Source organism: Maribacter arcticus (assembly GCF_900167935.1).
GTDB lineage: Bacteria > Bacteroidota > Bacteroidia > Flavobacteriales > Flavobacteriaceae > Maribacter > Maribacter arcticus.
In genome coordinates, this window is record NZ_FUYL01000005.1 from 242,705 (window position 1) to 264,918 (window position 22,214).

The window sequence follows — 22,214 nt, forward strand, 5'->3', positions numbered from 1 at the left end:
GATTTTTTTTTTAAAATGTTAAACTAAAACCTGTGTTAATAATGGTCTGCTGTGGATAAAACTGCCCACTATTACTCGTTGATTCAGGATCATAAATGTCTTGTGCTGCCCAAGTCGCCAAATTGAGACCACTCATGTAAACTCTAAATGCAGATAATCCGAATTGGCTAATCATTGCTTTTGGGAAATTGTATGCTATTTGTACGTTTTTAAGTCTGATATAATCCTTGCTAAATAAATTATAAGTGTTATTGCCGTATGAACCACCACTATAATAGGTATCACCCCTACTTGCCAATCTTGGGTTTACACTACTTGGATTATCTGGACTCCATCTATTATCAAAGCTATATTTAAGGTAATTACCTATATCACCTGACTCTGTCAGGATCGGTAGCTTTGCACCTGTAGCACCTTGTAAAAGTACTGATAAATCAAAATTCTTATAGGAGGCGTTAAAGGTTGCGCCAAAGTTAAAGTTTGGCACAATACTATTATCCAATCGAACCTGGTCCAAATCATTGATGGCGCCATCACCATTAATATCCTTAAATTTCATGTCTCCTGGTTCTAATTGTGGTTTTACAGCACTATAGTCTAATGTATTACTTGAAACGGCCGCCTCATCGATAAAAACACCATCAGACTCATACACTAAGTAAGAACCAATTGGTCTGCCTTCTTGCAATTGATAATCTGGTGCGCCAGGAATTTCATCTAAAAAGACTACACTGTTCTGAGCATAACCACCATTTACACCAACATCCCATTTAAAGCCATCTGCATCACCACCATAATAATTTAAGGCAAATTCAAACCCTTCATTATCTACTTTACCGGCATTAACAGGAGGCAATAAATCTGATATACCTGAAGAACCTGGTGTAGAACCTGTCTTTTGAATCAAGATTTGATCACGTCTGTTTAAAAAGTACTCGAAAGTAAAGCTCAATTTTCCATCAAGGATTATACCATCAAGGCCTAAGTTAAAGTTATTGGCTCTTTCCCAAGTAAAACTAGGGTTCGCCAATAAGGGTTCCGTAAGGGTGGTTTGCACCGACCCATCAATAGGATAACTGCCAAAATCATAAATGGATAAATAGGCATATTCCTGCAATGCACCTTGAAAGAATACTTGGTCATTACCCATTTGACCATAAGAGGCACGTAGTTTTAGGTAGTCTATAGATTCAACATTGAACCAATCTTCTTTATTGATGTTCCATCCTGCAAGCACACCAGGGAAGAAACCAAAACGATCATTACCTGGGAAGATGTAGGATCCATCATAACGCCAAATAAATTCAGCTAAATATTTTTCCTTGAAGTTGTATTGTGCACGACCGTAATATCCTAAGCGGGTCCTATTATAGCCAAAACCATTGGTAACCTGCCCATCTTCACCACCAACACCTATTTGATCAACGGCAGTGGACAAGTAATTTCTTCTAAAGGCCGACAAAAATTCGCCTTGAAAATTTTCACGGGTTACGCCCGCTAGTAAATTAATGGTATGATCATCACCTATGGTTTTATCATAATTCAATAAAGCCGTTAGGTTCGTATTTAAAACATTTGACGAGGATTGCGTTAACCTTGCATCTGTAAAATTAGAACGAATGGCTCCAGTCAACACCGGATTGCCGGTTGCAATATAATTGGCACGATCCAATGAATAAAGTGTCCAAGGTGTTTGCCATAATTTTCTGCGCTGTTGGCTTTGATCTACACCAGCCAATAAGGTTAAGGTTAAGCCTTTAACCCATGGGTTTTTAATATCTACAGAACCTGTAAATTGTAAAAAATCGGTTGGTTGTTTATCATAACCAGTTGCATTAGTAGTAATAACTACAGGCTGTTGTCCATTTTCAATATCTGGTCCTGGTAGTCCATTTGGCCAAACTGCTGGCTCATTGGGTCTACCTCTCATCAACATCCTGAAAATAGCCCCAGCACTTTCTGTTGGAAAATTTCTATATTCTTTTCTATATCCCATACTTAGTTTAGTGGATAGATATTCGTTGATTTTGGCATCTGTATTGATCCTAAAATTATATTGTTGATAGCGGTTTGCTGAATTTTTGTAAATAGCACCTTGATCTGAATACCCAAGTGATGCGTAGTATTTGAGGTCTTCACTTCCGCCACTTACAGAAAGATTATGCCGTTGTTGCTCTGCCCAATCTTGAAACGTAGCTCCGAACCAGTCTGTGTCAGGATATAAATATGGGTCAGCATTAGTTCTGTGATTATTTACAGTCTCAGGGCTAAACGCTGCGTTTACAGTTTCTGCAGGGCTACTTCCTGGAATAGTGTAGCTGCCAGTATTTTGAAATGCACTATTTGCTGCACCCCATTGTCCGGCAGGAATATTACTATTATAAATAGCCAATTCATTCATGATAGTCTGATACTCAACTGCACTAGCCATTTCAGGAACCCTAGTTGGTCTAGTAAGACCAAAATCAGCGTTATATTTCACTTCCATTTTACCGACATTTCCGGTTTTTGTTGTGACAATAATGGCGCCGTTTGCTGCTCTAGCGCCATAAATAGCAGCAGAAGCATCTTTCAAAACTGAGATATTTGCAATGTCATTTGAATTAATACGGCTAATACCACCATCTCTATCAGGAATACCATCAATAACAATCAATGGTTGATTGTTACCTAATGTATTGGTACCACGAATACTAATAGTAGATTGGTCATTACCGGGTTCTCCACTTGTTTGGATAATAACTACACCTGGTAATCTACCAGCAAGGGAGTTAGAGACACTAATTGCGGGTGAGCTTTCAAGAACTGGTCCTTGAACCGCTGTAACCGCACCGGTAACTGTTGCCTTCTTTTGAGTACCATACCCAACCACAACTACTTCTTCTAGATTTGCTACATCTTCTTCTAGAGAAACATTAATAGTGCTTTGATTGTTAACTGGAACTACAGCAGACTTAAAACCAATATAGCTAAAGCGCAAACTGGTATTACCGTCTTCTAGCGTAATCGTAAAATTTCCGTCAAAATCTGCTTGCACCCCTCTTGTAGGATTTTTTGCATCGATGACAGAAACGCCAGGTAATGGCATGTTGTCCGCAGCTGATGTTACGGTACCCGATACTTTTACTTCTTGCGCGTGCAAACTCGTTAAGAGTAGCCCGCCAAAAAAGAAAACCATCGTTAAGATTGCATGACTTCGAGTCATGAAAAACTTAGGAAAATTAATTAGTTGATTCATAAAAATAGGTTCTTATGGGTTGTTAGTTATTTTGTAATCATAGATATCGTAATTCTATTGAAAGCATTCTTCAAATGCGGAGACTATGATACACTATGCTACTACAAACAAATATATAATAAAATGTTAATTATATAAATTAAACTTTAAAATATTTTGAATTTGTCAAAATTGTTATAAAAATATAATAATCTGATATTTGCTTTTAAATTTGTAATTGGTATTTTTTAATAAAAATTTAATATTTAAGGACTAAAGGAGCCCAACTAAAAATTACCTTGAAAGGTTGTCTAATTCCAATAACACCCGTACAGCAATAACAATTTTTTCAAGATTATTACGTGCTAACATTTTTTTTTGGTGGGATGATTTTTTTAGGATTAATTATTTGTAAGACTCTTCTATAAATCGCGACATTTTGATAACCTTGATTAAATTGTATATTCGACGGTTTATATTTGTATTCTATGCCTATTGTTAAAAGAATTTTAAGTTTAACCCAAAACAATAATCTTTCAAAGCACGAACAATTGGTGCAAGGGGTTATAGAGTCAATTGAAGACGGCACCCTTTCTATTGGGGATCAATTGCCTTCAATTAATAACATGGTTGAAGAAATTGGCTATGCTAGAAAAACAATATTTAAGGCTTACGAAGAGCTTAAGAATAGAGGTTTAATTGAGTCTAGGCAACTCAAAGGCTATTTTGTTATAAGCCAAGAAACGAATATTACCAAAAGAATGGCCTTGCTTTTATTCGCTTTCCAAAGTTATCAGGAAGAATTTTACAAAACCTTTAGGAAAGAGATGGGTAAACGATTTCAAATCGATGTTTTTTTTCATCATAATAATTTAACCATTTTTGAAACCATACTTACGAATATTAAAGGTAAGTACGGTATGTATGTAATTGCTCCTATTCAAAACCAAAAGGTTGTGCCGTTATTACAAAGTATTGAGCCTAAAAAAATATTGTTGGTAGATAGGTATTTAGACCTAGGGGAATCATATTCTTATATTTCTCAAGAATTCGAAGAAGTTATTTATACATCGCTAGTGCAATTACTTCCAGAAATTAAAAAATACAAAAACCTTATTTTATATTTTAATGAAGAAAGTGATTACTCTCCAATTTCAATTCGAGTAGCGTTCGAGAGATTTCTGAAAGATTATGAAATTCATGGAACAGTAAAAAATAATTATTCATTAGACACAGCTAAAAAGGGTACTCTTTATTTTATTTTAGGAGATACTATTTTGTGGCATATTTTAAGAGATTGCGTTCGGAAAAAATATAAAATTGGAGAAGATATTGGAATCCTTTCTCAGAATGACAATGTTGCCAAAGAGATAGTATTTGGTGGAATTACAACGATTTCTACTGATTTTAAAGAGATGGCTAAAATGGCAGCCAAACATTTAAAGAATGAAGACACCACTCAAGTTATTATGCCCTCAAAGTTGATAAAGCGAAATTCTCTGTAGATGAATTATGGCTTATTTTTTATTTAAAACCTCAGATAGTTAAACTTTAATCTTTTCTATAACATATGCCTTCAAGAATCGAACCTTCAATGATTAAAAGGGCTTATTGCAAAACATATTTATTCTATTTTTGATAAAAATTGCGAGAATGCATTCTATAAATGAATATCGAGAAGAGTTTATCAATTATTTAAACTCTAAAAAGCTTACCAAAGAACCGAGAAACCTGTATGAACCAATCACCTATATTTTAGGTTTAGGAGGAAAAAGACTTAGGCCTGTATTGGTTCTACTAACAGCCGAAATTTTCAATACAGATTATAAAAAAGCATTGGATGCGGCGTTGGCAGTAGAAGTGTTTCATAATTTTTCATTGGTACATGATGATATTATGGATGATGCCCCTGTTCGTCGTGGTGAAATAACTGTACATGAAAAATGGGATATTAATACTGGTATTTTATCTGGAGATGCCATGTTGATTATGGCATACCAACTATTTGAAAATTATGAACCCTTAATTTTTAGACAGTTGGCGCAACTTTTCAGCAAAACAGCTTTAGAGGTTTGTGAAGGACAACAATATGATGTCGATTTTGAAACTCGAGACGATGTTATGTTGCCAGAATACTTAAAAATGATTGAGTATAAAACTGCTGTTTTAGTTGCGGCAGCTTTAAAAATGGGGGCTATCGTTGCTGGCGCATCTGAAAAATCACAAGAACAAATGTATGCTTTCGGCCTAAACTTAGGTATTGCGTTTCAGTTACAAGATGACTATTTAGATGTTTTCGGAGACCCAAAAACTTTTGGTAAACAAGTTGGTGGTGATATTATTGAAAATAAGAAAACCTTTCTTTATCTAAAGGCTATGAGTTCGGGTTCAGAAATGATGACTAAAGAGCTTGAACATTTATACTCTATACAACCTAAAGAGTCAGAAACGAAAGTAAACGCTGTTCGCTCTATTTTTGAAAGATCCAAAGCAGACGAGGCTACACGGGTTGCAATTTCTGATTACACTACAAAGGCTTTTGAAGTACTAAATGACATTGAATTGGAGCAAGATAAAAAAGACTTGTTGCAGCAGTTCGGTGAGAATTTAATGAATAGAACGGTTTAAAACAATCGTTTAAAAAAGGCTTTTATAAAAGGAGTTTTAGGGCAGGAATTTATATAGATGATATCTTCCCATAAATTGGTTTTCTCATCTAAAAACTTGAAAACCATTTGAGGGCTCAATGATTTAAAAAGTGATTCAAATACCTGATAACCAATTGCATTATCGTGGTGTAATACATCAAGAAATAGAAGGTCGTAAAACCAAAATTTATTTTTTAGTTTTAATTTTTTTAATGGCTTTCCATTTTTAATATGATGAACTAGCTGGGGTACTTTATTCGCTGTACTCATTAAGGTATAGCCTGTGCTGGGTTTAGCCCAGCCCCCAGCAGTTCCAATATATCGTATTCTATCTGAATGATGTTCTCTAAAATCATAAGCAGTCATAGGTATACTGCCAGACTCTTTATCTGTGATTGTATAATCTTCACATTTATACCTATCCCATATATAGTTTTTTATGGCCTCTTCATACTCTTGTTTTGGTAGTAATTTTTCTGAAAATAGAGTATACTCAATTAGTGCAGTATTATTTGAATATGGTAAAACATACATAAAACGAGTATTCCCTTTTTGAGGTATCGAGAAATCCATATAGGTAACTTCGGAAGCATTGAATATAGGATGTTTTGTTTTTATCTCCCAACCAACAAAATGCTGTTGTAAAACAGGATACTTCTTTTGCTGGATAGCCATTTTATAATCAAAAAGGCTTGTAAATATATAGTCTGCAACGTAACTATTATTTAAGGTGTCAACGGTTACCTCGTTACTTGTTTCATGTAATTCAACTACTTCTTCTTGTTTAAAAGTAATGTTTTCATAACCCTCAATTCTATGTAAATAGTAGTTGTAGAAATCAATACCCTTTATCATTTTATAGGAGTAAGGTGCTATTTCGTTTCTTTTTGAAATTTGTGAACCTTCGAAATGAAGTTCTCCCCATTGCTTATGAACGATTTCATCGAACTGGCCATTGCCTTTTTCCCAATAACACCAAGTGCGGTCATTGGTTTTTTTAGAGTCTTTATCTAAGATTAAAATCTTTTTTTGCGCAAAAAAGGAATCACTACCCATAGCATCAGCAAGCAAAAGGCCAGATGCACCGGCACCAATTATAATGTAATCGTAGTTATTCATTGACTTTTACAGATGCAGTAAGAATAGGCTGCCCTATATATTCAAAAATACAAAATAGGTTTTGTCTTTTTGCTTTAGTTTAAGGTATATCGTAACCCAAGAAAAGACCTGATGCCTTGATTAGGGCCATAAACATAAGTGGGGTCAAAGGTTAGCGCGTTCGGATTGTTGGTTGTGGCAACTGCGTTTCCATTGGCGTCAAAAGTTACTTCCTTATCAAAAGGGTCGTTGGCACGTGCTATTATAAACGGATTACCATTATTGGGAGTCCAGTTTAATAAGTTCTTCACTCCGGCATAAAGTTCAAAATCTTTTATTCCATTATACGTGAATTGTATATTTTGTATACTCCAAGTAGGTGAGAAATCTCTTCTTGGGTCAAGGTCGCCTAATGTCGGTAATCGCATAGGTCCATAGAAGTTTCCGGTGTAATCAAAAGTTAAATCCCAAGGTCTAATGGTATAACTTAATCCCCAATTTGCCGAATAGCTTTCAGTAAGAATTTGTCTTTTGGTAATACCTTTTTCGGTATTACTTACGTCTTGCAATGTTGCGCCAAACATTATTTTGAAACTACTAGGAAAAACGATATCTACATTGGCACTTACCCCCTTAGAAATAGATTTGCCATCTAAATTATCATAAATGATTTGATTTGGATTAGTATCATAATCGGGGATTATAATATTTTGAAAATTGGTGTAAAACATTGATGCATCGAGGGTTACGAAAGTGCCGTTATCTCCATATATTTTTTTTAAATAATTAAGATTTACGTTGAAAGAACGCTCTGGTTTCAACTCTTCTGTAATAATCACTTCACGTGAACCGGTAAGGGCGGCATGTTCTTCTGTAAATAAATTTACAACCCTAAAACCTGTGCCTGCATTTAATCGTAGTATATCGGTATCTGTAAATTTGAACCTATAGGCTCCTCTTGGTGTAAAAATAGAACCATGTCTATTATCATAATCATACCTAGCTCCTAATAATAAGGAGTGTTTTTTATTAAAGGCAATCTCATCTTGTAGAAAAATACTTGGTATAATTACTTCATCAGGTTTATTGCCATTTAAATCTAAAGTCGCTGGCGTATTATCGTCATAGTAATTATAACGTAATGCAGAACCTGCCAATACGCTATGCTTGCCTAAAGATTTGTCCCAGGTGAGTTGGGTAAAACCAATACGCTGGTTAGCTAAATAAGATACATCGCCATAAACAGAGTTTTGACTATGGTCATTGTATGAAAATGATAACATCAATTGTTCTTCAAAAGGGAGTTGATACTTGCCTAAAACTTCCCATCTTCGGGTATATATACTTTCTCCATAAATTTCATCTCCACCTCTAAATTCGGGGGTCCATTGTAATTCTCCTCCCCATCTATCTTCATAAAAAAAGCGACCGGCCAATGAGAGTATCCGTGATTTTTTTCTAGTGAAGTTCCATTTTTGAAATATGGATATTCGGTCTTGTAAAGTAAGATCTGTGAAATTGTCTCCATTATTATCAATCGGGTTATCATATTTAAAATAATTGATACCTAACAAAAGACTTATTTTTTTACTTACGTTTACTTTGGTTCCCACATCAAGATTGTATTCTCCCCAATCAGTTATAAAGCTATCTCCAGAAAAAATTGGTGCGGTAAGGTTGTTTTTGGTAATGATATTTATTAATCCACCAACAGCTTCACTGCCATAAAGAGTAGAAGCAGGCCCTTTTACAATTTCAATTTGTTCGATGAGAGAATTTGGTATGCCAGATAACCCGTAAACAGTTCCGAGTCCGCTAACAATGGGCATGCCGTCTATCAATACAAGAGTATATGGCCCTTCAAGACCATTTATATGAATATCACCAGTGTTGCAAACACTACAATTAATTTGTGGTCGTACACCATTTACATTCTGTAGCGCTTCGAAAATACTTGCTGTTGGGTTTTTTTTGAAAAATGAGGGCTTGTATACCTCAACTGGTACGGGACTTTCAAGCCTGCTTACAGGTTTCATAGTTCCGGTGACTACCATTTCGTCTAAAGATTCAATCGAAGGTTTTAGGTCGATATTTATGAACTGTTCCTGTTCTTTTTTTACAACAATTGATTGGCTAAAGGGTATATAGCCTATGGTAGAAGCTATAAGTGTATATTTTCCAGGAGGAATATTTTTTAATTCAAACCCTCCATTTTCATTAGATGAAGTGCCTAATTCAGTGTTCTTTAAATAAATATTTACGAACGGGGCAGGTGAGTTTTCAGATGTTACAGAACCAGAAAGGGTTACTTCTTGTGAGTAAGTACTCGAAAAAGTTACAATAGAAGCCACTAAAATAATAATTCTAAACATCTAAAAATAAATTTAGACAAAGCTAAAAAATTGTTTTTACGTATAAAAATGTATTTTTGTTATTATATTATTTTGAAATGACCTTATCAGAAGAAGATTATATAAAAGCGATTTATCATCTAAGTCAAATAGATAGTAAATCAGTGGCTACCAATGCTATTGCAGAACAAATGAAGACGAAGCCATCGTCTGTGACCGATATGGTAAAAAAATTATCAGAGAAGTCATTAGTAAAATATAAGAAGTACCAAGGGGTATCACTTTCTGAAAAAGGTAGACTCGTGGCACTTTCCATTATACGTAAGCATCGCCTTTGGGAAGTTTTTTTGGTGGATAAGCTTAATTTTTCTTGGGATGAGGTTCATGAGGTGGCAGAGCAATTAGAACATATAAAGAGTGATGCTTTAATTGATAAATTAGATGCTCATTTAGGATTTCCGAAGGTAGACCCACATGGTGATCCGATACCAAATAAAGAAGGATTTTTCACTAAGTCTGTGAAAAAATTAATTAGTGAATTACCTATTTTAAGTGAAGGTGTATGTGTTGGTGTAAATGATTCTTCTGTTACTTTTTTAAAGTTTTTGGATAAGAATAATATTGCTTTAGGCGATACATTTAAAATTTTGGATAGAGAAGAATTCGATGGTTCTGTTACCATTTCAACAAGAGCTGGCTCTATTCGAATTTCAGAACAGATAGCATCAAATTTATTTTTAGAGATTGTAGATGAGGAGTAAAAATTTTAACCAGTAAGATTTTCATTTTATGGAACAAATAATCAGATATTTCGAATCTATAGACCCAGTTTTAGCTGCATTTTATGCTACGTTATTTACTTGGGGGCTAACTGCTGCTGGTGCTGCATTGGTGTTTTTGTTTAAAACCCTAAATCGTGCAGTTTTAGATGGTATGCTTGGTTTCACCGGGGGTGTTATGGTGGCTGCCAGTTTTTGGAGCCTGTTGGCGCCAGGTATTGAAATGAGTCCTGGTGAGGGGTTTGTAAAAGTAATTCCGGCTGCTGTTGGTTTTCTACTTGGGGCTGCATTCATTTTCGGCTTGGATAAAATACTACCGCATTTGCACATAAATTTTAAGGAAAGTGAAGCGGAAGGAGTAAAGACGCCTTGGCATAGAACAACCTTGCTTACCTTAGCTATAACCCTTCATAACATTCCGGAAGGATTGGCCGTTGGTGTACTTTTTGGAGGAGTAGCAGCGGGTTTTGATGGCGCCACTATAGGTGGTGCGGTCGCACTTGCACTTGGTATCGGTTTACAGAACTTTCCTGAAGGTTTCGCCGTTGCCATGCCTTTAAGAAGACACGGACTTAGTAGAACCAAAAGCTTTATGTTTGGTCAAGCATCTGCATTAGTAGAACCAATAGCAGCTGTATTAGGTGCTTGGGCCGTAATGACCTTTCAGCCTATTTTGCCTTACGCTCTTTCATTTGCGGCAGGAGCCATGATTTTTGTTGTGGTTGAAGAGGTAATACCTGAAACACAGCAAGATAAATACACAGATATTGCGACAATGGGTTTCATCGGTGGTTTTATTATTATGATGACTTTAGACGTAGGTTTAAGTTAGAATTTGTAGAATACAATTACACGCAATAAACCGTCAAAAGTGTTTTTCACTGCCACAGTAATTTAATAGCACTTTTACCGTTTAAGCAATTAGAGATTATAACAATATACGTTTAAGAATATATGCGCTTGACTAAGAATCATTGGGTTTGGTCAGTTATGTTAATAGTAACTGTAATTCTCTGTGCTGTAATTTTAATATTGCATTTTAAAAACTGGATTAGTTCTGATAATGAAAGTCTAAAGTTGAGGTCAGGTTTTTATCATGTTGAAATTCCATATAGTGACTTAGATAGCGTTTTGTTGATCGACAGAATGCCTCCGATGGAGCGTTTAAATGGTTTTTCGGCACTTGAAAAAGAGAAAGGGGTTTTTAGGGAATTTAAAGATTCGCTAACAAATAAAAAAGTTCATGTATTTGTCGATAACATCAGCCAGCAGAAAGTAAAATTGGTATACGAAGATTCGGTTTATTTATATTTCAACCTGAAGGATTCGGTAGAAACTATTAATCTTTTAGATGATTTAACCGCCAAAATGAATACTCTTCGAATACCCAATTAATTGATTAATTCTTAGGTTTAAGTTTTTTAGCAGATAGAGAGACTATGGCATCAAAATTGGAATTACTTATAAAATTGAATTTTTAAAGTATGATACATAAGAATTTCTTATTACTCTTCCTTTTTGTAGTGATTTCAAATATGATTAATGCACAGCATAGTCTTAGTTTGAATATTGATGGTATAACTTCAGAAGAAGGAAATATTTGTTTCGCTATTTATACCAATGAAAGTTCTTTTTTAAAGTTTGATAAAGTATTCAAATCTGGCTCAGGTAAAGCTGTAAAAGGGAGTACCGCTTTTCAAATAACCGATTTGCCAGATGGTGACTACGCTATTGCAATTTTCCACGATGCAAATGGTAATAAAAATTTAGATACGAATATACTCGGCATTCCTAAAGAACAAATTGCCTTTTCGAAAGGTAAAATGAAAATGTTCGGTCCGCCAAAATTTGAAGAGTGCGTATTTACTTTGAATTCTAATATGGAAATGAAAATTAGCCTTCAGTAACTTACTATTTTTATTACTCCGTTCGATCCTTGAGAACCATAACTGGCAGCATCTGCACCTGTTAAAATGGTGATTTTTTTCACATTGTAATTTTCAATAATCTCGTTGATGGAATGAAAAGAATTGCCAATTACTTGATTGTTTAGAACGTATAAAGGTTCTTGATTTCCTGCTGATGCAAATGAATTAGCCGTTTTATTTATGACAGGTAAATTATTATGAAGTACAACGCCACGCATTTGAGTTATACGTTGTAATAAAGATATGTTCGCTCTATTTCTATCTTTTAATTCATCATTTAATGATGTGGAATTCGAACTGGCATTTGACTTTTTTAATGTACCACAACTACCTAAAATAACAATTGCTGCTATTAATAAAACCGATACTAACTTTTTCATATTTGTAGTATATTGTATGTGTTAATGTATGAATTTAAAAGGCAATGACAGTATCTTTGAGATAAAAACAGAATGGTTTTAGTATCACAGTTGATAGGGGCGTTGTTAGGTTTGTTGGCGGTAGTATTTGGTGCTTTTGGCGCCCATTTACTAAAAAAATTATTTACCGTTGATCAGTTAAATAGTTTTGAAACAGGGGTTAAATATCAAATGTACCACGCTTTAGTAATTTTGATGTTAAGCTTTAATTTTAACCTTGAAAGCTCTTTAGAGAAGAATATGATGTTCTGTTTTATTTTAGGAACTTTTCTTTTTTCTTTTAGTATTTACGGATTGTGTATTAGCGCAGCTAAAGGTAAGAAACTCAAAATTCTTGGTCCAATTACTCCACTGGGCGGACTCTTTCTCGTGATAGGTTGGGGATTATTACTTTATCACTTCATTAAAAATTTCATCTAAGTTTATTGTGAAGATGTAGAGGTAAATTCTTTTATAGCGGTATTTGGTTCCATAATAGCATATCCTTTCCAGAATTCAGGGTCATATTTGGGCATATACGTGGGTGATACGGCATTATTTTCTGTGAAAGAATCAAAAGTAGCCTGACTAATACTTTCCGATTCAAAAATGATTATTTCATTTTTTACTACGTTATTAAAAACAAAGTCCATATCACCAGATAGTTCGTTTTGTTTATTTCTGCCTTTAACTACTTTGTTCTTTTCAATTATTTTTAGAGGTCTTCTAATGCCGAATCGTTCACCTGTTTCAGATTCTAAGTATCGTAGACCATAAAATCCATTGGCGCCTTTATTGTAAATTATTTTTCCTTTTGAAAGATACTTGTTAGCTGAAATTCCTAATAAATTGAATTTTTTAACAGGCTTCATATTTGTATAATCTACTTGAAGTAAGGCAAAATCATCTGCATTTACATACAATGTGCCTCCATAATCGGCAGAACCACTTGGTTGAAATGAGATAACATATACAGCATCATTTCCCAAATAAGTAAATTCTTGTAATGTGAAATCATATTTTCTAGATTTCGATATAAAGTTTAAATCTGAATCTTCTTGTGTAGGTAGTGTACCTAAAATACGGGCTAAATTATTCCTTCTCCATTTACCATAATTTTTTTGTTCCTCTTCCTTATTTTTCTTTTTTTCTTCAAGCTCTTTATTAACTGCTGCAACATCTGTAGAGTCCATATCTTCTTCAAATAGCTGGTTAACTTCATCAGTATCTATTTTGAATGACAATAGTCCAGACTTAATCTTAAAATATGACCCTGGCTTTACATTGTCTTTAAGAATTTCATTGAATTTTTCTTCTAACTTTTCATAATCTATCTCGGTGTCTTTGTCGAATAGTTTTGATGCTTTTAATAAATCTAGCTTTTGTACTTCAGTATCATAATTGCCATACAGGTCACCTACTATTTCAGAATAATAGCTATCATTTTTGGGGACACTCGATATTACACTATCTATAAATTGCTGGTTTAAAACGTCAATTGAAGATTTTTTGACTTTAAAATTGCTTTGTGTCCAACGATTAAAACTAGACTCTCTATGAAAAAGTCTTTTTTTAGTGAGGTCATTGCTATAATTTTTTTCAAGGTTGTCCTCTACCAAATTCATTATTTCATCGGCCGTATAATTCTTGTTAGATACAATAACCTCTTTAAGCTCAATAGCTTTTGGTTTAAGTAAAATTCTATTGGTGTTGAATTCTGAAATCGGTTTGGCAAGGGTTTCATAACCCATTGAAGAAATAATTAAGGAGTCAGCTTCTGTAATAGTTTCGTTTAATATAAAATTGAAGTTTCCTTCTTCATTAGTAATTACTCCTTTTTCTTTTAATTGAACGGTAGCGTAGGGTATGGGTTGTTGGCTTACACTATCTATTACAAATGCACTTAAACTCTGGGCATTAGCAGTAAAAATGTTGGCGATTAAAATAGTAAAAAAGGCAAAGAGTAGTTTTTTTGTATTCATAGGTTCAATTATTGCAATGCAATCTAGACGAACCAATGTAAGAAACGTTACAGTTTTAGAAACCGTTAGGAGTGTTTTAGAATTTATTTAACTAAAACTTAAAACTTGTTGAATGTATAATGAAAAATAAATCATATTTAATGGCAGCCACAATCATCTTGCCCACATGCTTTTGAGCTTGACTTTTTGCTTGACCAAATTGATTTAGGAAGAAAAAATTTGGCAACTATATAACCCACGGATATTGCTAGTGTTATGTAAACTAATATGTGTTGTAAAGTGTCCATTTTATTTTAATAATTGATATGCAATAAAAGCAACAATATACGCAAAAAGACTCATAAAAACTAGTTGCCCTGCTGGCCATTTCCAAGAATTTGTCTCTCTTTTTACTACAGCCAAAGTACTCATACATTGCATGGCAAAAGCATAGAATAAAAGAAGTGAAATACCAGAAGCCAAATTAAAAAGCGGTTTTTTAGTTATTGGGTTAACTTCTGCAGCCATTCTGTTTTTAATAGTTTCTTCCTCATCATTACCTACGCTGTAAATTGTTGCAAGGGTGCCTACAAAAACTTCCCTTGCGGCAAAAGAAGTAAGTACTGCAATGCCTATTTTCCAATCATAACCCAATGGTCTTACAATAGGTTCTATTGCTTTACCCATATAGCCCATGTAAGAATGTTCTAGTTTATAGCTTGCAATCTCTTGGCTTAAGGCGCGCTCTTCAAGTTCTTTCTGTTGCATTGCTGCAGAATCTGCATCTATTTCTAAACTAGTATTTAATCCGTCTTGGTTGTTTTCAAAATAAAATTCACTATGGCTGCTAAAACCTTGTTCTTTAACCCTATTGGTTACAATTGTTTCTGCATTTTTAAATTCATCAGAAAATCCGTTAGAACCTAGAAACCAAAGAATAATTGAGATGGCAAGAATAATTTTACCTGCTCCAAAAACAAAGCTTTTAGTCTTTTCAAGAACTGTATAACCAACATTTTTTAATAAGGGTAATTTGTAATTGGGCATTTCAACTACAAAAAACGATTTACTCTTAATTTTTAATATCTTATTTAAGATAAGCGCCGAAAAAATGGAAGCCCCAAAACCTAATAGGTACAAAAGCATAAGGGTCATCGCTTTGTAGCTTAAACCTAGTAGGCTACCTTCAGGAATGACCAATGCGATAATAATCAAATAAACAGGTAGTCTGGCAGAGCACGTTGTAAAAGGAACAACCAATATGGTAATAAGCCTTTCTTTCCAGTTTTCTATTGTTCTCGTAGCCATTACCGCGGGTATTGCGCAGGCAGTACCAGAAATTAAAGGCACAACACTTTTACCGCTTAAACCAAAAGGACGCATTATTCTATCCATTAAAAAAACCACCCTACTCATATAGCCCGTCTCTTCAAGTAATGCTATAAAAAGGAATAAGAAAGCTATCTGTGGAATGAATATAACGATACCACCAATACCCGCTAAAATACCTTCTGCGATAAGGTTGGTGAAAACTCCTGGTGGTAATGTATCTTTTACCCATTCTGTGGCAGAGGCAAAGAAACCATCAATCAAATCCATAGGGTATTCACTCCATCCATAAATGGCTTGGAAAATAGTCAATAGAATTAATAAGAATATGACGTATCCAAATACTTTATGGGTCAATACTTTATCTAAAGTTGCCCTAAAGCCTTTGGCAGCATTAACATCGACCTTATAGGTCTCTTTTAAAATTCCATTAATAAACTGGTATCTTAAAATGGTCTCTTTTTGTTGAAGCCGCTTAAGTTCAGATTTCGATTTGGTTGCAAAAGAGGAGGCGTCTTTAAATAACTTCTTTTCTAAAGGCATGAAATTGACATCTTGTGTGATGACTAACCATAATTTGTAAACATCCTCTTTAGGAAATGTCTCTCGAAGTTTCTCAAAATATTCTGGGGCAATTACAGAGGTATCTACGTTTTGTACCTTAGAAAGATTCTTGTAATCTGCAATTAACTCCCTAAGCTTTTCAATACCTGTTTCTTTTCGGGTACTGACTAAAGCTATTTTGCAATTTAATTTCTTTTCTAATAAATCTATATCTATCGTAATGCCTTTGCGTGACATACGGTCGGCCATATTGATGACTAAAATGGCAGGTATTTTTAAATCTTTTATTTGTGTAAAAAGCAGAAGGTTTCTCTTTAGATTCTCTACATCAGAAATGACAACGGCAACGTCTGGGTGGTCTTTGTCATTTTTATTTAAGAGAAGTTCTACAGCTACACTTTCATCTAATGAGGTGGTATTTAAACTATAGGTGCCAGGTAAATCTAATATGTGTGCTTTAACACCTCTTGGTAATTTGCAAATACCTTCTTTTTTCTCAACCGTAATACCAGGATAATTACCAACCTTTTGATTGAGACCGGTTAACTGATTAAAAACAGATGTTTTACCTGTGTTAGGATTCCCTATTAAGGCTACATTAATTTGTTTGCTCATACGACCGCATTGTCTTCAATGATTTCAAGCGCTATATGAAGTGCCATTTCTCTTCTAATGGCAATATGAGATCCATTTACATTAATATATATAGGATCTTTTAATGGTGCTACTTGTACAAGTTCTACTAAATTACCAGGCAAACAACCTAGTTCAAGTAATTTTATAGGCAAAAAATCTTCGGTGAATTCTTTAATAATTCCCTTTTGGCCTCTTCTTAAGTCTGCAACGGTAGTTTCCAATCTTTATTTAGATTCATTATAAGTAAGGCAAAAGTAAAGGAAATATTTTAATTAGGGATTAATATCCTCTTAAAAAAAGCGGACTTTCTATGCCTTATGTTTGTAGTATTCGATTTATTCTTGATAGGATGCCCTTAGGATATTAAGGTCGGTCAAAAGTTGTTTTATATCTTCTTTATTGGTGCCGTCGTAAAAACCACGTATTCGCTTTTGTTTATCGACAAGGATGAAATTTTCGGTATGTATCATATCGAAAGGTCCACCATCACCATCGGTCTTAACAGCCAAATAAGACTTACGTGCAAGGTCATAAATTTGTTTTTTATCACCGGTAAGTAAATTCCATTTAGTATCATCCACACCTTTTTCAAGAGCATATTTCTTTAACTGAGCTACCGAATCTATTTCTGGGGTTACCGAATGAGATAAAAGTAGCACGTCATCATCATTAATAATCTCTTGTTGTATATCTGCCATGTTTTTGGTCATAATTGGGCAGATGGTGGGGCAAGTAGTGAAAAAGAAATCGGCTATATAAATTTTATCCTTGTAATCTTCTTGAGTAATAATGTCTCCGTTTTGGTTAGTCAACGAAAAATCTGCTATGGTATGGTACTTTCTAATATGTTGTATTTCTTCCGGCACCAATTCTGAATTTACCATGGCTGGCGAATAAACAGGAAGTAATTTTCTTGGAACCAAGGCATTGTAAAAAAGATACACGATAACTCCTGAAATTAATAAGAGTACCAAACCAAAAAACTTGAATTTAGCGAAAAAAGACCGCATGCTTTTTTTTGTAAAGGTACGTTAGGGTACATTAGCTTTCAAATGAATTAGAGGCTTAAGCTGATAAATTATTCTTAAAATATCTCGACCTTAACGTGTTTCTTTTTTTAAGCGGATGTAAAAATGTACTTTTGTCCGATTTTAATTTTCAGGAAAAAAGAATGAGCCCCATAATTATAAAGACGATACAATTTTTTTTAAGCCTTTCTATACTAATAGTTTTACATGAGTTAGGTCATTTTATACCCGCAAAATATTTTAAAACAAGAGTTGAAAAATTCTATTTGTTTTTTGATGTGAAATTTGCGCTTTTCAAGAAAAAAATAGGAGATACAGAATATGGTATCGGTTGGTTGCCTTTAGGTGGTTATGTGAAGATATCGGGTATGATCGATGAAAGCATGGATAAAGAAGCCATGGCTGAAGAACCAAAGGAGTGGGAATTTCGAAGCAAGCCAGCTTGGCAACGTTTAATTATCATGTTAGGTGGTGTTACTGTCAATTTCGTTCTTGCCGTTATAATTTTTATTGGTTTAGCGTTTACTTACGGAGAGCAATATATTTCAAATGATGGTCTAAAAGATGGTGTCTGGGTAACAGATACAACCTTAGGAGATGCGTTAGGTGTTAAAACAGGAGACCGATTTGTTGCAATTGATGGTAAAGAGGTAGAGAATCTTCAAACAATACCATACGAACTGGTTTATGGTGAAAAATTCACTATTGAAAGAGATGGTAGTAATATAGATAAAGAGGTACCAGTAGATTTTATTGAAACGATATCAGAAAATAGAGATCAAGCTCAATTTATTAAACCAAGATTACCTTTCGTAATTAGTCAAATACCAGCAGAGTCGCAAAATGTAGCTTCTGGTTTTGAACCTGGCGATGTGCTTACTAGTATTTCAGGAACTCAGGTTGCTTATCAAGATCAAGTATTTCCAATTCTTGAATCTAAAAAAGGATTAACTATTGACGTTATTGTAAATCGTAAAGGAACAGAAATACCATTAAAAGCTAAAATATCAGAAGATGCAAAATTCGGACTGATGATTGGTTTGACAACAACTGATGCAGAGGAACAAGGATATTTAAAAATAAAAACAACGGACTATACTTTTTTAGAGTCTATACCTGCTGGATGGAATAAAGGGGTTAAAACCCTTACCGATTACATTAAGGGTATGAAGAAGATATTCAACCCAGATACAGGCGCGTATAAAGAGGTTGGGGGTTTTGCTGCTATTGGTGGTATGTTTCCTGATACTTGGAACTGGCCTGCATTTTGGGCTACAACAGCCTTTATATCTATTATTTTAGCGTTTATGAACATATTACCTATTCCTGCTTTAGATGGTGGGCATGTAATGTTTTTGTTATATGAAATGGTGACTGGTAGAAAGCCAAGTGATAAGTTTTTAGAGTATGCACAAATCACCGGATTCTTTATTTTAATAGCACTTTTACTGTTCGCAAATGGTAACGATGTATACAAATGGTTATTTAAATAAAAAAACAGCATTTATTTATTTGGCGAGTTTCAAAAAACTACTATATTTGCACCCGCTTTAGGAAACTAAAACGGGTTATTTTCCTCCTTAGCTCAGTTGGTTAGAGCATCTGACTGTTAATCAGAGGGTCCTTGGTTCGAGCCCAAGAGGGGGAGCTACTAGCAGCAAAGGCTTCGCAGAAATGCGGAGCCTTTCTTTTTTGCCTAGGGTGAAACAATGGTGAAACACATTTAGTTTGCATATATCTTCCTATCTTCATGGACGGCTTTCGTGCAGTTATGAAATCTTCCTTTAAAAATACGATTATTTTGCTTTTCCGAAGCATCGACAAAATAGTTTTCGATCTACAGCGAACGGGCAAGCAATGGAAAAATATGAAAGTACCGCATTGGGCCGTTCTTTTTTTCGTGGTCGGAACTTACTTACTGATACTTTGGCAGCTTTGGCCATTTATATCGGCCTCAGAAGAACCTTTCTTCAGCTATTTCGGTATAGTCATGACCGCTATCTTCACCATACTATTCTTGATTTTCACCAAAATCTATGTTTCACAATTCCTGGATTACAAAAGTCCATATCTGGTTCAAACCAAAACGAGGCCTGTCGGCACCGAGTCGATAGCTCCGCCCATCCGTTTTTCGCAACTAGTGCATTCGATGGATTATACGAGCTCGAACCTGTTCAAGAATTACCTCAGGACCAGCGAGACCGATTTCAAGCGTTTCGCAGAGGGCAAGGTACCGAGCGACAAAATTGTTTGGCTACCGATTACGGATAGGAAACTGCCCAACTTTAGGTTGTTCTTCGAGTTCCTGAACCATATCTCCGAGGAGAACCTGGAAGGCTACTATGGGGAGAACCTTCTAAGGCTCTGTACCTATATCAAAACAATCTTCATGTCAAAGGATACCGAATGGACGGTAAAGCAGCTACAGAAGTCCCATTCGAGCTGGAAGAACTGCAACCCGAAACGACGAATGGACCTCAGAATCGATGTAGAGAACCAGTTCCTGTCCACGGTAGTAAATAAAATGTAAATGAAACCAAAGGAAAGGGGAGGAGGGCCTTCCTTTACTTGATTTCGTTGAGGATTACCATCAAATTGCTTTCAAATAGTTCCATGTACCTACCATGGAATACAAGTTAAAACTAACACGAAAGCATTATGAACAAACAGAACTCCTCCCTTGTACGATTACTACTTGATAAGATAGACCACCTTGACGAGGCCACCCTGGTCAAGAAAAAGGTGTTCAACGTGACCAACCTACAGATGTATACGGGTTGGAGCCTTTCCAAGATCTATAAGCTTACATCGGCACGTTTGATACCGTTCTCCAAGCCGACCAACGGTTCGCTTTTCTTCGAAAGGGAGAAAATAGAACAATGGCTGCTCCAAAACCCTTCCTATACAGAGGACGAGATAGAGGGAAGGGTCAACGACCATCTTAAAAAGCACCAACGGAACAATTCCTAATACTACCCTATGAAGGCCACCGACAGAAACTTTCAAGGGATATGGATTCCGAAACGCATCTACTTGAACCAAGAGGTGAACTGGTACGCCAAGATCCTTTTTCTGGAGATACATAGTTTTACCGAGCACGGCAAGGAATGCTATATGTCCAACAAGTACATAGCCACTTTTCTAAAGATATCCGAACGGCAGGTCTCCAGGTATATTACCGAACTGAAGACGGTAGGTTGGATAGCCGAAGTATCCTTTGACGGAAGAAGGCGGTTCCTAAAAAGCACCTTGGAGTTCAGCTTTCGAAAGGGCGAGCCTGCTAAGACAAAAGTGTCTAGGCAGCATGGACAAAGCTATCGTGGCAGCCACGACAAAAATGTCCAGTATATAAAACAAGGAACAAAACAAGACATAAAATCAATTACTTCCTTAAAAGGAAAAATAGGAAATAGAAGTCCAATACTGGAATAGGGATGATGAAAAAAAGGTTATCCATGCCGTTGAAAAGAAAAAAAGAACCGGTTACGCCGCTATGTTCACCGGAGCTTTTCAAAAAGGTCTTTTTCAAGGCCGCACAGAAATTCTATGCGGAAAACGACCTTGACTTTGGGGTGGACATCGATAACAAAAATTTTCTTGGGCATTTCTGCAGGTACTGGAACAGGGAAACCGCATTTGAAATGATGGAGAACATTTCGCTCAAGAAAGGGCTATTGGTCTTCGGGTCCTATGGCACCGGAAAGACCACAAGTTTCAGGATCATTCAAAACTTGGCCAAACATTATGGGGTCAAGGAGCTGTGGTTCCCATCCATTTCCGCACAAGAGGTAGTGGATAGGTTCAATATGGAAAAGAACAAAGAAGATGTGATACGGGATTATTCCAAAGGCACCTTCTTGTTCGATGACCTTGGCTCGGAGACAGCGGGAAACAACATTTACCAATATGGAAAGGAGGATGTGTTCGTAAGGATACTGCTCAACCGCTACCGGAACTTTGAGAACCTGGGGACCAAAACCCATATCACCACTAACTTGAGCCAAAAACAAATTGAGGAGCGCTACGGCAAACAATTGGCGGACCGTTTCGTTGAAATGTTCAATCTGTTGAAATTGGATGGTCCGAGCAGAAGAAAATAAAAGTCGAATCAAGTCCAAAGTAGTGCTTGGAAAAATCAATAGAATATTAATAATTAAAGAGGTATTCCGTTGGGAAGTGAAACGGAACAAAGGAATAGCAAGAGGATAACACGCTGGCGCGATGTTATGATATTTAAACAATTGAAATTCAGGTGTTTAAAAATTATTCCTTTTTGT

At 35.4% G+C, this 22,214-nt stretch carries 20 protein-coding genes and 1 tRNA gene; 13 read left to right on the plus strand and 8 right to left on the minus strand.

Translation table 11 applies throughout. From position 1 onward, the window contains the following. Positions 1 to 10: 10 nt before the first annotated feature. Complete coding sequence (locus B5X55_RS09885) at positions 11 to 3,238, minus strand: SusC/RagA family TonB-linked outer membrane protein (protein WP_079512461.1); 3,228 nt, start codon at positions 3,236 to 3,238, stop codon at positions 11 to 13. Positions 3,239 to 3,705: 467 nt separating this feature from the next. On the opposite strand from B5X55_RS09885, the gene B5X55_RS09890 reads away from it, so the two are divergent. Together B5X55_RS09890 and B5X55_RS09895 are read left to right on the plus strand one after the other, a co-directional pair. Continuing rightward, positions 3,706 to 4,722 carry a GntR family transcriptional regulator gene (locus B5X55_RS09890; RefSeq protein WP_079512462.1) on the plus strand — a complete coding sequence of 339 codons (1,017 nt, stop codon included), beginning with the start codon at positions 3,706 to 3,708 and terminating at the stop codon, positions 4,720 to 4,722. A 148-nt stretch (positions 4,723 to 4,870) separates the two neighbouring features. Beyond that, positions 4,871 to 5,845, plus strand: a complete 975-nt coding sequence (locus B5X55_RS09895) for a polyprenyl synthetase family protein (protein ID WP_079512463.1) — start codon at positions 4,871 to 4,873, stop codon at positions 5,843 to 5,845. Here B5X55_RS09895 and B5X55_RS09900 read toward each other — a convergent pair. Together B5X55_RS09900 and B5X55_RS09905 are read right to left on the minus strand one after the other, a co-directional pair. Beyond that, entirely contained in the window at positions 5,842 to 6,984 is a 1,143-nt protein-coding gene (locus tag B5X55_RS09900; protein WP_079512464.1) for a lycopene cyclase family protein, read from the minus strand. The two genes, B5X55_RS09895 and B5X55_RS09900, sit on opposite strands and share 4 nt — an antisense overlap. A gap of 74 nt (positions 6,985 to 7,058) precedes the next feature. Further along, a complete protein-coding gene (locus tag B5X55_RS09905) occupies positions 7,059 to 9,335 on the minus strand; it encodes a TonB-dependent receptor (protein WP_079512465.1) in 2,277 nt (758 codons plus the stop codon). Between the two features lie 77 nt (positions 9,336 to 9,412). Between B5X55_RS09905 and B5X55_RS09910 the strand changes: the two genes are divergently transcribed. The 4 genes from B5X55_RS09910 to B5X55_RS09925 all read left to right on the plus strand — a co-directional run bounded on the left by B5X55_RS09910 (position 9,413) and on the right by B5X55_RS09925 (position 12,000). Next, positions 9,413 to 10,075 carry a metal-dependent transcriptional regulator gene (locus tag B5X55_RS09910; protein ID WP_079512466.1) on the plus strand — a complete coding sequence of 221 codons (663 nt, stop codon included), beginning with the start codon at positions 9,413 to 9,415 and terminating at the stop codon, positions 10,073 to 10,075. Positions 10,076 to 10,103: 28 nt separating this feature from the next. Next, positions 10,104 to 10,925 carry a ZIP family metal transporter gene (locus tag B5X55_RS09915; protein WP_079512467.1) on the plus strand — a complete coding sequence of 274 codons (822 nt, stop codon included), beginning with the start codon at positions 10,104 to 10,106 and terminating at the stop codon, positions 10,923 to 10,925. 122 nt (positions 10,926 to 11,047) lie between these two features. Continuing rightward, the gene (locus tag B5X55_RS09920; RefSeq protein ID WP_079512468.1) at positions 11,048 to 11,488 is read left to right on the plus strand and encodes a hypothetical protein; all 441 of its coding nucleotides are present in this window, start codon (positions 11,048 to 11,050) and stop codon (positions 11,486 to 11,488) included. A gap of 89 nt (positions 11,489 to 11,577) precedes the next feature. After that, positions 11,578 to 12,000, plus strand: a complete 423-nt coding sequence (locus tag B5X55_RS09925) for a DUF2141 domain-containing protein (RefSeq protein WP_079512469.1) — start codon at positions 11,578 to 11,580, stop codon at positions 11,998 to 12,000. Here B5X55_RS09925 and B5X55_RS09930 read toward each other — a convergent pair. Continuing rightward, positions 11,994 to 12,401: a TonB-dependent receptor plug domain-containing protein gene (locus tag B5X55_RS09930; protein WP_079512470.1), complete on the minus strand. Its 408-nt coding sequence runs from the start codon at positions 12,399 to 12,401 to the stop codon at positions 11,994 to 11,996. The genes B5X55_RS09925 and B5X55_RS09930 overlap by 7 nt on opposite strands. A 72-nt stretch (positions 12,402 to 12,473) precedes the next feature. On the opposite strand from B5X55_RS09930, the gene B5X55_RS09935 reads away from it, so the two are divergent. Beyond that, positions 12,474 to 12,860 carry a DUF423 domain-containing protein gene (locus B5X55_RS09935; RefSeq protein ID WP_079512471.1) on the plus strand — a complete coding sequence of 129 codons (387 nt, stop codon included), beginning with the start codon at positions 12,474 to 12,476 and terminating at the stop codon, positions 12,858 to 12,860. A gap of 2 nt (positions 12,861 to 12,862) precedes the next feature. Here the strand turns inward: B5X55_RS09935 and B5X55_RS09940 are convergent, their stop codons facing one another. The 4 genes from B5X55_RS09940 to B5X55_RS09955 all read right to left on the minus strand — a co-directional run bounded on the left by B5X55_RS09940 (position 12,863) and on the right by B5X55_RS09955 (position 17,919). Continuing rightward, positions 12,863 to 14,401: a carboxypeptidase-like regulatory domain-containing protein gene (locus tag B5X55_RS09940; protein WP_079512472.1), complete on the minus strand. Its 1,539-nt coding sequence runs from the start codon at positions 14,399 to 14,401 to the stop codon at positions 12,863 to 12,865. A gap of 288 nt (positions 14,402 to 14,689) precedes the next feature. Then, entirely contained in the window at positions 14,690 to 16,888 is a 2,199-nt protein-coding gene (gene feoB / locus B5X55_RS09945; protein WP_079512473.1) for a ferrous iron transport protein B, read from the minus strand. Continuing rightward, positions 16,885 to 17,130, minus strand: a complete 246-nt coding sequence (locus tag B5X55_RS09950) for a FeoA family protein (protein ID WP_079512474.1) — start codon at positions 17,128 to 17,130, stop codon at positions 16,885 to 16,887. The genes feoB and B5X55_RS09950 overlap by 4 nt, the downstream gene beginning before the upstream one ends. A gap of 114 nt (positions 17,131 to 17,244) precedes the next feature. Then, positions 17,245 to 17,919, minus strand: a complete 675-nt coding sequence (locus B5X55_RS09955) for an SCO family protein (protein ID WP_079512475.1) — start codon at positions 17,917 to 17,919, stop codon at positions 17,245 to 17,247. Positions 17,920 to 18,080: 161 nt separating this feature from the next. On the opposite strand from B5X55_RS09955, the gene rseP reads away from it, so the two are divergent. The 6 genes from rseP (at position 18,081) to B5X55_RS09980 (ending at position 22,037) form a co-directional block, all read left to right on the plus strand. Beyond that, on the plus strand, positions 18,081 to 19,430 hold the full coding sequence (rseP, locus tag B5X55_RS09960) for an RIP metalloprotease RseP (RefSeq protein WP_079512476.1): 1,350 nt from the start codon (positions 18,081 to 18,083) through the stop codon (positions 19,428 to 19,430). An 81-nt stretch (positions 19,431 to 19,511) separates the two neighbouring features. Next, positions 19,512 to 19,585 (plus strand) — tRNA-Asn (locus B5X55_RS09965). Positions 19,586 to 19,804: 219 nt separating this feature from the next. Then, a complete protein-coding gene (locus B5X55_RS09970; protein WP_143814452.1) occupies positions 19,805 to 20,467 on the plus strand; it encodes a hypothetical protein in 663 nt (220 codons plus the stop codon). Positions 20,468 to 20,595: 128 nt separating this feature from the next. Further along, positions 20,596 to 20,907: a DNA-binding protein gene (locus tag B5X55_RS18655; RefSeq protein WP_143814453.1), complete on the plus strand. Its 312-nt coding sequence runs from the start codon at positions 20,596 to 20,598 to the stop codon at positions 20,905 to 20,907. A 9-nt stretch (positions 20,908 to 20,916) separates the two neighbouring features. Continuing rightward, complete coding sequence (locus B5X55_RS09975; protein WP_079512478.1) at positions 20,917 to 21,369, plus strand: helix-turn-helix domain-containing protein; 453 nt, start codon at positions 20,917 to 20,919, stop codon at positions 21,367 to 21,369. A 23-nt stretch (positions 21,370 to 21,392) separates the two neighbouring features. Then, the gene (locus B5X55_RS09980) at positions 21,393 to 22,037 is read left to right on the plus strand and encodes a P-loop NTPase family protein (RefSeq protein ID WP_143814454.1); all 645 of its coding nucleotides are present in this window, start codon (positions 21,393 to 21,395) and stop codon (positions 22,035 to 22,037) included. Positions 22,038 to 22,214: the final 177 nt, after the last annotated feature.

Excerpts from the sequence above, each read along its gene's own strand:
- B5X55_RS09970 (WP_143814452.1), top strand. The coding sequence starts at position 19,805 with ATGAAAGTACCGCATTGGGCCGTTCTTTTTTTCGTGGTCGGAACTTAC.
- B5X55_RS09890 (WP_079512462.1), top strand. The coding sequence starts at position 3,706 with ATGCCTATTGTTAAAAGAATTTTAAGTTTAACCCAAAACAATAATCTT.
- B5X55_RS09905 (WP_079512465.1), bottom strand. The coding sequence starts at position 9,335 with ATGTTTAGAATTATTATTTTAGTGGCTTCTATTGTAACTTTTTCGAGT.
- feoB (WP_079512473.1), bottom strand. The coding sequence starts at position 16,888 with ATGAGCAAACAAATTAATGTAGCCTTAATAGGGAATCCTAACACAGGT.
- B5X55_RS09885 (WP_079512461.1), bottom strand. The coding sequence starts at position 3,238 with ATGAATCAACTAATTAATTTTCCTAAGTTTTTCATGACTCGAAGTCAT.
- B5X55_RS09975 (WP_079512478.1), top strand. The coding sequence starts at position 20,917 with ATGAAGGCCACCGACAGAAACTTTCAAGGGATATGGATTCCGAAACGC.
- B5X55_RS09935 (WP_079512471.1), top strand. The coding sequence starts at position 12,474 with ATGGTTTTAGTATCACAGTTGATAGGGGCGTTGTTAGGTTTGTTGGCG.
- B5X55_RS09930 (WP_079512470.1), bottom strand. The coding sequence starts at position 12,401 with ATGAAAAAGTTAGTATCGGTTTTATTAATAGCAGCAATTGTTATTTTA.
- B5X55_RS09925 (WP_079512469.1), top strand. The coding sequence starts at position 11,578 with ATGATACATAAGAATTTCTTATTACTCTTCCTTTTTGTAGTGATTTCA.
- B5X55_RS09895 (WP_079512463.1), top strand. The coding sequence starts at position 4,871 with ATGCATTCTATAAATGAATATCGAGAAGAGTTTATCAATTATTTAAAC.
- B5X55_RS09955 (WP_079512475.1), bottom strand. The coding sequence starts at position 17,919 with ATGCGGTCTTTTTTCGCTAAATTCAAGTTTTTTGGTTTGGTACTCTTA.
- B5X55_RS09920 (WP_079512468.1), top strand. The coding sequence starts at position 11,048 with ATGCGCTTGACTAAGAATCATTGGGTTTGGTCAGTTATGTTAATAGTA.
- B5X55_RS18655 (WP_143814453.1), top strand. The coding sequence starts at position 20,596 with ATGAACAAACAGAACTCCTCCCTTGTACGATTACTACTTGATAAGATA.
- B5X55_RS09910 (WP_079512466.1), top strand. The coding sequence starts at position 9,413 with ATGACCTTATCAGAAGAAGATTATATAAAAGCGATTTATCATCTAAGT.
- B5X55_RS09900 (WP_079512464.1), bottom strand. The coding sequence starts at position 6,984 with ATGAATAACTACGATTACATTATAATTGGTGCCGGTGCATCTGGCCTT.
- B5X55_RS09980 (WP_143814454.1), top strand. The coding sequence starts at position 21,393 with ATGCCGTTGAAAAGAAAAAAAGAACCGGTTACGCCGCTATGTTCACCG.
- rseP (WP_079512476.1), top strand. The coding sequence starts at position 18,081 with ATGAGCCCCATAATTATAAAGACGATACAATTTTTTTTAAGCCTTTCT.
- B5X55_RS09915 (WP_079512467.1), top strand. The coding sequence starts at position 10,104 with ATGGAACAAATAATCAGATATTTCGAATCTATAGACCCAGTTTTAGCT.
- B5X55_RS09940 (WP_079512472.1), bottom strand. The coding sequence starts at position 14,401 with ATGAATACAAAAAAACTACTCTTTGCCTTTTTTACTATTTTAATCGCC.